This window comes from Pseudoxanthomonas sp. P4_B2, from assembly GCF_056402315.1.
On record NZ_JBFUHQ010000001.1, the window covers coordinates 749,269 to 761,289 of the forward strand.

At 61.4% G+C, this 12,021-nt stretch carries 10 protein-coding genes; 2 read left to right on the forward strand and 8 right to left on the reverse strand.

Going from position 1 to position 12,021, the window contains the following annotated elements; translation table 11 throughout:
• Window positions 1-8: 8 nt before the first annotated feature.
• From AC1DTQ_RS03370 to AC1DTQ_RS03400, 7 genes are all read right to left on the reverse strand, one after another.
• Window positions 9-1,148, reverse strand: a complete 1,140-nt coding sequence (locus AC1DTQ_RS03370) for an L-lactate dehydrogenase (RefSeq protein ID WP_477847951.1) — start codon at window positions 1,146-1,148, stop codon at window positions 9-11.
• Window positions 1,149-1,211: 63 nt separating this feature from the next.
• On the reverse strand, window positions 1,212-2,579 hold the full coding sequence (locus AC1DTQ_RS03375) for an alpha-L-fucosidase (protein ID WP_477847952.1): 1,368 nt from the start codon (window positions 2,577-2,579) through the stop codon (window positions 1,212-1,214).
• A gap of 74 nt (window positions 2,580-2,653) precedes the next feature.
• Entirely contained in the window at window positions 2,654-3,994 is a 1,341-nt protein-coding gene (locus AC1DTQ_RS03380; protein WP_477847954.1) for an L-fuconate dehydratase, read from the reverse strand.
• Between the two features lie 52 nt (window positions 3,995-4,046).
• Window positions 4,047-4,898 carry a fumarylacetoacetate hydrolase family protein gene (locus tag AC1DTQ_RS03385; protein WP_477847956.1) on the reverse strand — a complete coding sequence of 284 codons (852 nt, stop codon included), beginning with the start codon at window positions 4,896-4,898 and terminating at the stop codon, window positions 4,047-4,049.
• Window positions 4,899-4,925: 27 nt separating this feature from the next.
• Complete coding sequence (locus tag AC1DTQ_RS03390; RefSeq protein ID WP_477847958.1) at window positions 4,926-5,672, reverse strand: SDR family oxidoreductase; 747 nt, start codon at window positions 5,670-5,672, stop codon at window positions 4,926-4,928.
• 67 nt (window positions 5,673-5,739) lie between these two features.
• Entirely contained in the window at window positions 5,740-6,579 is an 840-nt protein-coding gene (locus tag AC1DTQ_RS03395; RefSeq protein WP_477847960.1) for an amidohydrolase family protein, read from the reverse strand.
• Window positions 6,576-7,595 carry an aldo/keto reductase gene (locus AC1DTQ_RS03400; RefSeq protein WP_477847962.1) on the reverse strand — a complete coding sequence of 340 codons (1,020 nt, stop codon included), beginning with the start codon at window positions 7,593-7,595 and terminating at the stop codon, window positions 6,576-6,578. The genes AC1DTQ_RS03395 and AC1DTQ_RS03400 overlap by 4 nt, the downstream gene beginning before the upstream one ends.
• A gap of 525 nt (window positions 7,596-8,120) precedes the next feature.
• Between AC1DTQ_RS03400 and AC1DTQ_RS03405 the strand changes: the two genes are divergently transcribed.
• Window positions 8,121-9,356, forward strand: a complete 1,236-nt coding sequence (locus tag AC1DTQ_RS03405) for an AGE family epimerase/isomerase (protein ID WP_477847964.1) — start codon at window positions 8,121-8,123, stop codon at window positions 9,354-9,356.
• 195 nt (window positions 9,357-9,551) lie between these two features.
• On the opposite strand, the gene AC1DTQ_RS03410 is transcribed toward AC1DTQ_RS03405, so the two are convergent.
• Entirely contained in the window at window positions 9,552-10,634 is a 1,083-nt protein-coding gene (locus AC1DTQ_RS03410; protein WP_477847966.1) for a LacI family DNA-binding transcriptional regulator, read from the reverse strand.
• 293 nt (window positions 10,635-10,927) lie between these two features.
• On the opposite strand from AC1DTQ_RS03410, the gene glk reads away from it, so the two are divergent.
• Window positions 10,928-11,932, forward strand: coding sequence for a glucokinase (gene glk / locus AC1DTQ_RS03415; protein ID WP_477847968.1), 1,005 nt, complete (start codon window positions 10,928-10,930; stop codon window positions 11,930-11,932).
• The last annotated feature ends 89 nt before the right edge of the window (window positions 11,933-12,021 follow it).

A 12,021-nucleotide genomic window follows, 5' to 3' on the forward strand; every position in this document is an offset into this window, starting at 1 on the left:
GATAACGATCAAAGCGCCAGCAACTCGCGGCCGGCCTTGCTCAGATCCGTGCAGCCGGTCAAAGACATGGCCACTTCCAGCTCGGCTTTGAAGGTCGCCAGCATTTCGCTCACGCCTTGCCCGCCGCCCGCACCCAGCGCATACGCCCAGGCCTTGCCGACCAGGCAGCCCTGCGCACCCGTGGCCAGCACACGTAGGACATCCAGGCCCGAACGGATGCCGCCGTCCATCAGCACCGGGACGCGTCCTCCCACCTCATCCAGGATTCCCGGCAAGGCCGCTATGCCCGACGGCACCCCGTCCAACTGGCGCCCGCCGTGATTGGATACCACGATGCCGTCGGCGCCTGCAGCCAGCGCCGCGCGCGCATCAGCGGGATCCAGCAGGCCTTTGATCACGATCGGGCCATCCCAATGGCTGCGCACCCAATCGAGGTCTTTCCAGGTGACGGTAGGATCGAAATTGGTTTTGATCCACCCTGCGAATGCGCCCACTCCACCCTCGCCGATCACCTCCGGCGGAATATTGCCGAAACGATGCGGCCCCCCGTGCAATCGCACATCCCAGAGCCAGCGCGGGTGAGTCGCGCCTTGCCAGGCGCGCATGCAGGCGCCCTTCAAGCCGATCGGTCCGGACATGCCGGAGCGCAAGTCGCGGTAACGCGCACCGGCGACCGGCAGATCCACGGTCAGCAACAACACCGGGCTGCCGGCTGCCTTGGCCCGTTCGATCAGACTCTGGCAGAAGCCGCGGTCGCGCAACATGTAGAACTGGAACCAGACCGGGCCGCCACTGTCTTCCACCACCTCTTCCAAGCCGCAGATACTCAGCGTGGAAAGACAGAACGGCACGCCGGCCGCACGCGCCGCGCGCGCTGCCTGCACTTCGCCGCGCCGTGCATACATCCCGGCGAAGCCGACCGGGGCCAGCGCCAACGGCATGCTCATGGCCTGCCCGAACAAACTCGTGGCCATCGACAATGTCGAGATGTCGGTCATCACCCGCTGACGTAGCGCGATCGCCTTCAAGTCGTCGATATTGCGCCGCAGGGTAATCTCGTCGTACGAGCCGCCATCGATGTAGTCGAACAACAGCCGCGGCAGACGGCGTCGCGCGGCTTCGCGCAGATCGGAAACGGGTCTGGCCATGTTCACACTCGCTTACGGGACATCAAGTCCCAGCGCCGATAAGTTAAAGATCCCATCACCAGCTCATTCCAGCTCGAGGGAGACGACTTCGTCATAGGCCCCTGCTGATTTCGCGACTCCCAACAGTTCGATGCCGCCGTCCACTTTGTCGAAGCGGACGTGGCTGCCGTCGCGCACCAAGGTCGCATCTTTTATCTTCTGTGTGATGGGAACGAACAAGCGATCGTCCTTCCAGTCGAGAATGTGAACATACACCGTGTTTCCCTTCTGCGTAGTCACCCCCCAGTTGCGAGGAGAAACCGGACCGCCTCGCGTGCCATAAACGCTGGCGCCATAGGTCTTAAGCCATCGGCCTATCTCGGCGTAGGTAGCGATATTTTCCGGCTGCAGCTGCCCGTTCGGCATGGGGCCGGTATTCAACAGGAAATTGGCGTTTCGTCCCGCAGCGCCCACCAGGGTTCGAACCAGGGTTTCCACGCTTTTGTATTGATCGTCGGTAAGGCTGAAACCCCAGGTGCCATTCATGGTCTCTGACATTTCAAGCGGCAGCGAGCCGATGTGTCCCTTGTTGAAGCCCATCGAGTTCTCGCCGGGAAGATCGCGCTCGAAAGTTTGGTAGTCCTCGCCCGGGAACGGCGGTTGGTGATGATTGTTGACGATCAGAGCCTGGGGCTGAAGCGAATGGATGAGCTTATAGGTACGTTCGAGGCGCCAGCGATTCTGCATCGGCGTGTGCTGCTGGTCCCACCAGCCATCGAACCATATCCCCCCAATCGGGCCGTACTGAGTCAGCAATTCGCGCAGTTGCGCATCCTGGTAGTCGAGATATTTGTCCCAGTCTCCCGTTTCCGGCCGACCCGAAAATTGTCCGGTACTGCCGCGGGGATAATAGTCGGTGCTATGCCAATCCAGCTGCGAATAATAGAAGAACAGCTTGATGCCCTGCCGTCTGCAGGCCGCCGCAAGTTCCGCAATAGGATCTCGGGCAAATGGCGTCGACTTGACCACCGTGTACGGCGAAACCTTGCTGTCGAACATGGCGAAGCCGTCATGGTGCTTTGCCGTTATGACGATGTAGTGCGCTCCGGCCGCCTTGAACGTTGCGACCCATTCATCGGCATTGAATTTCGTTGGGTTGAAGAATGTTGCCAGGCGTTCGTACTTGCTGGCGGGGATACGCGAGTCGTACATGATCCACTCGGATAACCCCTTGCTTCCAACGCCCCCGAGCTCGCTATAGAGCCCCCAATGCAGGAAGACGCCGAACTTTGCGTCCTGGAACCAGCGTCGCGCCGCCAGGTTCGATTCCGTCGGCTGATAGGCCGGCGCAACGACGGCGTCGGCCGCAGCTTGCGGCTGGGCCTGTGCATGCGCCAGAGAGGCAAGCATGAGCAAGGCTCCAGCCGATGCTTTCAGGAACAAAATTCGCATGATCACTTCACCTGAAGTTCCTGCAATAGGAAAACCAACCGGACACCCGACAAGCGCGATGCCTATCGCTGCGACTATGCCATGACATCCACTGCGCCGGAGGTGTTGACCGCCGTCGTGGGACTCCATACCGGCCCGCCCGGATAGAGATGCTGCTGCACCGACTGCGCATGCATCTCCGCCGAAAATCCTGGCTGTTCCGGCGCAAGGTAACGCCCATGATGGATGCGTACCGGATCGACGAAGTGCTCGTGCAGATGATCGACGAATTCGATAGCGCGATCCTCCTTGCTGCCGCTGATAGCGACGAAATCCGCCATGGCCAGATGCTGGACCAGTTCGCATAGACCCACGCCGCCGGCATGCGGAAACACGCGCACGCCGAACTTGGCGGCTAGCAACAGGATGGCCAGGTTCTCGTTGACCCCGCCCACGCGAGCCGCGTCTATCTGGATCAGGTCCACCGCCTGCGCTTGCAGCAACTGCTTGAAGACAACACGGTTCTGCGTGTGCTCGCCGGTGGAGACCGGCACCGGCGCAATGCCGCGGCGGATAGCAGCATGCGCGAGAATGTCGTCCGGACTGGTCGGCTCTTCGATCCAGGCGATGTCGAAGGGTGCCAACTTTTTCATCCAGGCGATGGCCGGGGCCACATCCCAGCGCTGATTGGCGTCCACCGCCATGGAGACATCCGGGCCGATCGCTTCGCGCGCCAGACGGCAACGGCGGATATCGTCCTCGACGCTGAGTCCGACCTTGAGCTTGATGGTGCGGAAGCCATCCTCCACCGCCTCCCTGGCCAGCCGCATCAACTTCTCATCCGAATAGCCGAGCCAGCCGGGCGAAGTGGTATAGGCGGGATAGCCCTCCTGCAGCAACGACGCCATTCGTTGCGCCTTGCCCGGTTCCGCGGCGCGCAACAGATCGAGCGCCTGCTCCGGTGTGAGCGCGTCGGAGAGGTAGCGGAAATCGATGGTGCGCACCAACTGTTCCGGTGTCATGTCGGCGATGTAACGCCACAACGGCTTGCGCGCGCGGCGCGCGGCCATGTCCCAGGCAGCGTTGATGACGCCGCCGATGGCCATGTGCATCACGCCCTTCTCCGGACCCAGCCAGCGCAGTTGCGAATCGTCGGTCAGGGTGCGTGCGAAGGCGCCCAGATCATCCAGTACCGCATCTACGTCCCGCCCTAACACCAGATGCGAGAGCGCGGAGATCGCCGCGGTTTGCACATCATTGCCGCGCCCGATGGTGAAGACCAGCCCATAGCCGGCTAATCCATCGGGGTCGTCGGTACGCAGGATGAGATAGGCGGCCGAATAATCGGGATCCGGATTCATCGCATCGGAACCGTCCAGTTCGCGCGAGGTGGGAAAGCGAACATCGTAAGTATCTATTGCGGTGAATTTACTCATACCCTTTCCTCAAGCTTCTTTATGCTTTTCCACGCCACTGTCGGTGGCTGAATCAATGTTTTCCATAAGCGACGGTCTGCTGTCGCTGTTGGCCCAGCCCTTCGATACCCAGTTCCATGACGTCGCCCGGTTTGAGGTACACCGGCGGCTTCTGGCCCAGACCCACGCCCGGCGGCGTACCCGTACTGATCACGTCGCCCGGCATGAGCGTCATGTAGCGGCTGATGTAGCTCACCAGTTTCGCGACCGTGAACACCATGGTCCGGGTATTGCCGTTCTGGTAACGGTGGCCGTTCACTTCCAGCCACAACGCCAGGTTTTGCGGGTCCGCTATTTCGTCGCGGGTGACCAGCCAGGGCCCGATCGGGCCGAAGGTGTCGCAGCTCTTGCCTTTGACCCACTGCCCGCCATGCTCGAGCTGGAATTCGCGCTCGGAAAGGTCGTTGATGACCGCGTAACCGGCCACATGCTCCAGCGCGGTTTCGACCGGCACATCATGCGCCTTGTCGCCGATCACCACGCCCAGTTCGACTTCCCAATCGGTCTTGTGCGAATCGCGTGGAATCACCACCGTGTCGTTCGGTCCGACCACCGCGCTGGTCGCCTTCATGAACAATATCGGCTGTTCCGGCACGGTCATACCCGATTCGGCGGCATGGTCGGCGTAGTTCAGGCCTACGCAGATGAACTTGCCGATCCGCCCTACCGCTGCACCCAGCCGCACGTTTTCAGCGACCAGAGGCAAGGACGCGATGTCCAGGGCACGGAGCGCGTCCAATTCCGCGGCGGTGAGATGCTCGCCGGCGATATCGTCGACGATATGGCTGAGGTCGCGAATGCGTCCCTCGCCGTCCAATAATCCCGGCCGTTCGTTTCCGCTCGGTCCGTAGCGCAGTAGTTTCATCGCAGTATCTCCTTACTCTTGCATTCGTTAGTTCGACCAGCCGCCGTCGATGATGTGGGTTTGTCCGGTGGTGAAAGAGGACTCGTCGGATGCCAGGTAGACAACCAGTGCAGCGATTTCCTTCGGCTCGCCCAGCCGGCCCATCGGTTGACGCTCGATGAAGCTTTTCCACACCGCTTCCTGATCACCGCCCAGCGCGGCGACGCGCTCGGAAAGCGACGGGGTCTTGATGGTTCCGGGACAGATCGCATTGCAACGCACGCCCTGGGTGACGAAATCAGCCGCGATCGCCTTGCTCAAACCGATCACCGCCGCCTTGGTGGTGGAGTAAGCGAATCGGTTGGGCACGCCTTTGATGCTTGAGGCGACCGAGGACATGTTGATGATGCTTCCCCGACCTTGCGCGAGCATGCCGGGCAGCACCGCGCGGCACAGCGAATACATCGCATCCACATTGATCGCGAAGGAACGGCGCCACGCCTCCTGATCGCAATCGAGAATGCTGCCTTGATGCACGTAGCCGGCGCAGTTGAAGAGCACATCGAATGGGCCCTGTGCGGACACGAACATGTCGATATCCTCGGAACGGGTGACGTCCAGCACCTGTGTCTCGATCGCCTCCGACTCCGCCGAAAGCAAGGCCAAGGCCTGCGCATCGATATCGGTGGCCAGCACCAGCGCCCCTTCGCGCGCGCACGCCAGTGCGCTTTCGCGGCCGATGCCCGCACCGGCCGCGGTAATGAGGCAACGCTTTCCTTGCAAGCGGCCGCTCATCGCGCAACCGCCTGATATTCGTTAGATAGTTGAGACATCGTTTTTCTCCTGCGATTCACAAGTACGATTACCGTGCCAGGCGATAGAAGCTCTGGGCGTTGTTGGCGAAGACGTCTTCCTGGTGCCCTGCGGCCAGGCGTTGAACCAGCGCTTTGGCCATCTCGAACCAGTGGAGATAGCCGGCGGCGGCGGTCACTACCGGCCAGTCGCTGCCCCACATGATTCTTCTGGGTCCGAAACTGGCGAATAGATGCGCTACGTAAGGCTCAATGTCCGCCGCGGACGCAGAGCGTCTCGCTTCGGATAGCAGACCGGACAACTTGCACAGCACGTTGGTTTGGTTGGCCAGGCGCGTAATTTGCTGCGCCCAGGTGTCGAATCCCTCGCCGGCGATGTCGGGTTTGCCAGCGTGGTCGAGCACGGCCCTCAGCTGGGGATGACGGTTCAGCCGCTCCGTAAGCACTGGCAAGTGCACAGGCGCGACCAAGGCGTCGAACGATAGATCATTGGCAATCAGCGCATTGAACGCCGGATCCAACGCAGGCCTCAGCAGCCATTGCGTGTCCGGAATATCCTGGACCATCGGCCGCAGCCCTTTCAAACGACCCTGCGCAGCCTGACAAAGCGAGGCTATCCGCTGCGGCGCGTCCTCGGCTTCGAAGTCGGTCCAACCGACAATGCCGGCGATCACAGGATGGTGGCGCGCGAGATCGAGGAGGTAGTGGGTTTCGGCTTCGGTCGCCGCTGCCTGGATTACCACCACCGACTCGACTCCGCATGTTCGCAAGGTCGCATCGATGTCGTTAGGGAGGAAATCGCGGTACAGCGCAGAAAATTCAGGCGTCAGCCACAGATAGTCGCCGCGCGAGAGCTGCCAGAAGTGCAGATGCGAATCGACGATTCTCACGGCGTTATCGCCCAGTTCTGGATCAATCCTTGGGCGCGTAGCTGTTGCCAGAATTCTGCGGGAAGTTCCGCGCTATAGCGTAGCGACGCGCTCATCGCTTCTTCCGCGTTGCGCATTCCGGCCACCACGCTGATCACTGCTGGATGGGCCAGCGGAAACTGCAAAGCGGCAGCGCCCACATCCACGCCATATTCAGCACAGATGGCATAGATCTGCTGGGCGCGTTGCAGGACTCGCGGCTCCACCGGTGCGTAGTTGTAGGTGCTGCCTGGCGCCCGCGCATCGCCCATCAAACCCGAGCTGTACGGGCCTGCTATCAGGACGCCGACGTTTTGCGCTTGCGCTTCCTGCATGATCCGTTGCGATGCGTGCTGTTCCAGCAAGGTGTAGCGGCCGGCCAGCATCACGCAGTCCAGCGGGAACAGCGGCATCAGTTCGACGGCGATGTCTTCTTCGTTGACGCCGATGCCGATGGCGCCGCACGCACCGGAGGACTTCAGTTCCGCCATCGCCGGCAGCGCCTCGTCCAGCGCCTGCCGCAGCATGATCGGATGGCTATCGCCATGGGTAAGCCGACCGATGTCGTGCAGCAACAGGATGTCTACCCGATCGGTTCCCAACCGTTGCAGACTGGACTCGAACGAGCGCATCACACCGTCGCGGCTGTAGTCGAACTCCGCTTTGCGGCCAGAGACGGCGAAACCTTCCCGACCCGGCTCGCGGGTGGCGTCTTCGTAAATTCGTCGTCCGACCTTGGTCGAGATGCGGACGCTGTCGCGCCCCACGCCCTTCAGTCCCTGACCCAAGCGGGATTCGCTCAGGCCATAGCCGTAGTACGGCGCGGTATCGAAATAATAGATGCCGTTTTCCAGCGCGGTGCCTATCGCCCGCATCGCCTCATCGTCGGTCACTTCGGTGTACAGGTTGCCGATAGGCGCCGCGCCGAAGCCCAGCACCGGCAAGCGCACGTCGGTGGCACCCAAGCGGCGTTCAGCGATCTCGATGACGGCAGACATCGTTCGATTCACTCTTCGGCAAATCGCCGCTGCAGAAACAAAGGTTTCTGGTTGCGAACCAGGAAGCTGTACATGGCGTCCCCTCCCAGGGAGTTGGAAACCGTGGCAGTGGCGGTCTGGGCAGACGCGTCACTATGCTACTGGTACCATTATTTTATATGCGAATATGCATATCATATTTGAACAATGCAAGCCTGTATGTACAAACGGCACGAATGTTCGCTCAACCTATTGATAATCATGGATTTGCTGTGCCAAGACACTTGTCGGGGGCTAATCGGTGCCGCTCAGACACGGCGAAGTCGGTAAAACGAACAGGCGAGCATCAGAGCATCGTCGATCTTCTTGCTTATGGTTTTTGCCGCCGGCCGATAGCGGAGCCCGATGCAGAAAGTCGGACAAGTTTTCTCAACATCAACAGCAGCTGGCGAAGACTGTGAGTATGCAAACCGCTGCGCAGAAACCCGAACCACCAAAAGCGTTCGCGGCCACGCCAACGCCCACCCCCTATTGCGAGCAGAATTTATGACTCCCGACCTTTCCGACCGGCAGGATTTCCGCACCGAAGATTTCCTGCGCGCGCACATCGCCGACACGATGGCGTTCTACCATCCGCGCGTGATCGACCCGAGCGGCGGCTTCTTCCATTACTTTCGCGACGATGGCACGGTCTACGACGCGACCCACCGCCACCTGGTCAGTAGCACGCGTTTCGTCTTCAACTACGCGATGGCGGCAAACGAGTTCGGCAGCGATGCGGCGTTGCGGCAGGAATACCTCGACGCCGTGCACCATGGTCTGCGCTACCTCCGCGATGCCCATCGCGATCCGCGCAGCGGCGGCTATGTCTGGACGATCCGCGACGGCCTCGCCGAAGACCGCACCAACCATGCCTACGGCGTCGCCTTCGTGCTGCTGGCCTACGCGACCGCGCGCAAGGCCGGCATCGAAGAAGTGGTGCCGTGGATGGACGAAACCTGGGAGTTGCTCGAATCTCGCTACTGGGACGCGGCTGCCGGTTTGTATCGCGACGAAGCCGACGCCGATTGGAACTTCAGCGATTACCGCGGCCAGAACGCCAACATGCATATGTGCGAGGCGATGCTGGCCGCCTACGAAGCCAGCGGCGAGCTCCGCTACCTCGATCGCGCGCTGACGTTGGCCGACCATATAACCCGGCGCCAGGCGGCGAAAGCCGGCGGCCTGATATGGGAACACTACGATCGCGATTGGAACGTCGACTGGGATTACCATCGCGACGACCCCAAGCATCTTTTCCGCCCCTGGGGTTTCCAGCCGGGCCATCTGACCGAATGGGCGAAGCTGTTGGTGATCCTCGATGGCCATCTGCAAGCACGCGGCACTGCGGAGGCCTGGCTGCTGCCGACCGCACGGCACCTGTTCGATACCGCGGTGGCGCGGGCCTGGGACGACGAATCCGGCGGACTCTGCTATGGCTTCGCACCGGACGGCAGCATCTGCGACGACGATAAGTATTTCTGGGTGCAGGCCGAATCGATCGCGGCGGCGGCGCGGTTGGCGCTACGCAGCGGCGACAGCGGTTACTGGGATTGGTACGACAAACTGTGGGCCTACTCGTGGCGGCATTTCGTCGATCACCAACACGGCGCCTGGTACCGCATCCTGGATCGAGACAACCGCAAGTACAGCAACGAAAAGAGTCCCGCCGGCAAGACCGATTACCACACCATGGGTGCGTGCTATGACGTCCTGCAGGTGCTGCGCCAATCGTCGGTCTGAGAGGTTCCACGCTCACTCGCTGCGTCCTGGCGCAATGAACACCAGGATATTCTCGGACAAGGTGTACTCAAGCCGTCATCCCAGCGAAAGCTGGGATCCATTTTGATCTTGCTCCTAGCGCAAAGGTCCAAAGTCAAGATGGATCCCAGCTTTCGCTGGGATGACGCTCTCGTATTTCGTTGGGTGTAGCGTCGGTTAAAGGTCGTCCCGAATAGGAAGCGGACCCAGTCGCAGCGGCGCGGTCGATCCGCGCACCACCAGTTGCGGCAAGAAACCCTGATTGCGCAGCGGTGTCGGCTTGTCGGCGTAGGCGTGCTGGCGCAGGCCGCCGATCAACAGGCGCGCAGCTTGCTTGGCGATGCTCTCGGTGGCCTGCTTGGCGGTGGTCAGCGGCGGCCACGACTGGCGCGAGAATGGGCTGTCCTCGAAGCCGGCGATGGAAAGTTCGTAGGGCACGTCGATGCCGGCGGATTTCGCCGCCGCCAGCACGCCGGCGGCGATCTCGTCGTTGCTGCCGAAGATCGCGGTCGGCGGTTCCTGCAGCGCTAGCAGGCACCGCGCGCCACGAAAGCCGTCGTCGAAGGTGTAATCGCCGGGCAACGCCAACTGCTCGTCGACGGTGATGCCGTAATCCTTCAGCGCCTGTTGGTAGCCTGCGTAGCGCTCGCCGCTGGAACGGTGTTGCGGGCCGCCCCACAGGAAACCAATGCGCTGGTGGCCGAGCTGGATCAGGTGCTCGGTGATCTCGTAGGCGGCGTTGCGGTCATCCACGTAGACGCACGGCAGGCCGTCGTTCGGGTCTTCGGTTGCGGCGATGATGCGCACCAGCGCAATGCCACGCTCGGCCAACGTGTCGATCAGATCCTTGCGTTCGGACATAGGTGCGGTCAGCACCAGCCCGGCCAAGCGAGAGCGCTGCACGAAGTCGACCAGTTCGTCGGCCAGCAGCGGCGACGTCGAGTCCACCGGCTGGATTTGAAGGCCGTAGCCGGTTTCGCGGCAGGCAGCGAGTACGCCCTTCTGTACCGCGATGATGTGGTACGGGTTGGGATTGTCGTAGACCAAGCCGATCACGAACGACAAACCATTGCGCAGATTGCGTGCGGACGGATCGGGTTCGTAGTCGAGCTCGGTGATCGCCTGGGTTACCCGTGCGCGCGTGCCCTGCGTCACAGAAGGTTCGTTGTTGATCACCCGGGACACTGTCTTCAGCGAGACCTTGGCGCGTTCGGCGACGTCTTTAATGGTGGATCTGCGTGTGATGGCTTGCGTTGTCATACGTTTCCCGATTCGACCCCTCTTCTCAGGCTTAAAGAGTGCCTTTTGGACACCAGTGTCGCCCAGAAGTTTGGCGCATTAGAACGTTCTAAAACGGCAAAATATCAACAAATTTGTAATCAATCCATGACTTTGCATATATGAACAGGCGTTTCTATTGCTTATAAGAGCTCTTTAACAGAAACCGATGACAGGTCATTGACATCGTTGTTTAGATCGATCCAAACTCGGGCCACAGGGGCACCTTGTCAGGTGCCAGAGCAGATCCGGGGCGTGAGGGAAGTGTGTTCGCAATGATCGATCGAGCCACAACAAGTTCATTGGCGAAGGGCATGCCCTTCCTCGCCGCAGATGTCGGCGGCACCCATGCGCGCCTGGCTCTGGTGCGTGCCGGAGCCGGGCTTGGGCAGCCGGTCGAAGTGCTGGCTTTCCACAAGTACGACTGCACCGAATACGCCTCGCTTGTCGAGTTCATCGCCGAGTTCCTGGCCACGCACGACGGCCACGGAGTGGATCGTGGAGTGGTCGCCAGCGCCGGCTACGCACTGGACGACGGCACGGTCATCACCACTAATCTGCCGTGGCCGCTGTCGATCCGCGAAACCCGTGAGCACCTCGGCTTCGCCGATCTGCGTCTGGTCAACGATTTCGAGGCCGTGGCCTACGCCGCCGCCGCCCTCCCCACCTTGGAAACCACCCACATCACCGGACCATACGAGTCCACCGTAAACGGCCCTATGCTGGTGCTGGGTCCGGGCACCGGCCTCGGCGCCGCAGTGTGGATTCCTCGCGGCGACCGTCCCTTTGTGCTGGCTACCGAGGCCGGCCAGGCCTCGCTGGCGGCGAACAACGAACTCGAATTGGCGTTGCTGGCGCAACTGCTGAAGCAGCACGCGCACGTGACGATCGAACATGTGTTGTCCGGCCCCGGCATCCTCAACTTGTACAACGCGCTGGCGGTGCTGCGCGGCGCGAAACCCGTATTGTCAAAACCAAGTCAGATCACCGCGGCGGCGCAGACCGGCGATGACGCGCTCGCGCGCGAAACCCTCGAAGTTTTCTGCGGCTTCCTTGGCAGCGTGGTCGGCGACATGGCACTGACCTACGGCGTGCAGGGCGGCATCCGCCTGGCCGGCGGCATCTTGCCGCAGATCCGCGACTTCCTTCCGAATAGCGACTTCGTCGCGCGCTACCTCAACAAGGGACCGATGCGCCCAGCGCTGGAGCGCATTCCCGTGCGTCTGGTCGAGCACGGACAGCTTGGCGTGGTCGGCGCAGCGCAGTGGTATTTGAACTAGAGAACAAAAACTTTCGCAACCGCGATCAAAGACACGGAGTGGACGTATACGGCGTCCGGGGTGGAAATCTATGGAGCAACAACAGCTCG

Excerpts from the sequence above, each read along its gene's own strand:
- AC1DTQ_RS03370 (WP_477847951.1), bottom strand. The coding sequence starts at position 1,148 with ATGGCCAGACCCGTTTCCGATCTGCGCGAAGCCGCGCGACGCCGTCTG.
- AC1DTQ_RS03375 (WP_477847952.1), bottom strand. The coding sequence starts at position 2,579 with ATGCGAATTTTGTTCCTGAAAGCATCGGCTGGAGCCTTGCTCATGCTT.
- AC1DTQ_RS03380 (WP_477847954.1), bottom strand. The coding sequence starts at position 3,994 with ATGAGTAAATTCACCGCAATAGATACTTACGATGTTCGCTTTCCCACC.
- AC1DTQ_RS03385 (WP_477847956.1), bottom strand. The coding sequence starts at position 4,898 with ATGAAACTACTGCGCTACGGACCGAGCGGAAACGAACGGCCGGGATTA.
- AC1DTQ_RS03390 (WP_477847958.1), bottom strand. The coding sequence starts at position 5,672 with ATGAGCGGCCGCTTGCAAGGAAAGCGTTGCCTCATTACCGCGGCCGGT.
- AC1DTQ_RS03400 (WP_477847962.1), bottom strand. The coding sequence starts at position 7,595 with ATGTCTGCCGTCATCGAGATCGCTGAACGCCGCTTGGGTGCCACCGAC.
- AC1DTQ_RS03405 (WP_477847964.1), top strand. The coding sequence starts at position 8,121 with ATGACTCCCGACCTTTCCGACCGGCAGGATTTCCGCACCGAAGATTTC.
- AC1DTQ_RS03410 (WP_477847966.1), bottom strand. The coding sequence starts at position 10,634 with ATGACAACGCAAGCCATCACACGCAGATCCACCATTAAAGACGTCGCC.
- glk (WP_477847968.1), top strand. The coding sequence starts at position 10,928 with ATGATCGATCGAGCCACAACAAGTTCATTGGCGAAGGGCATGCCCTTC.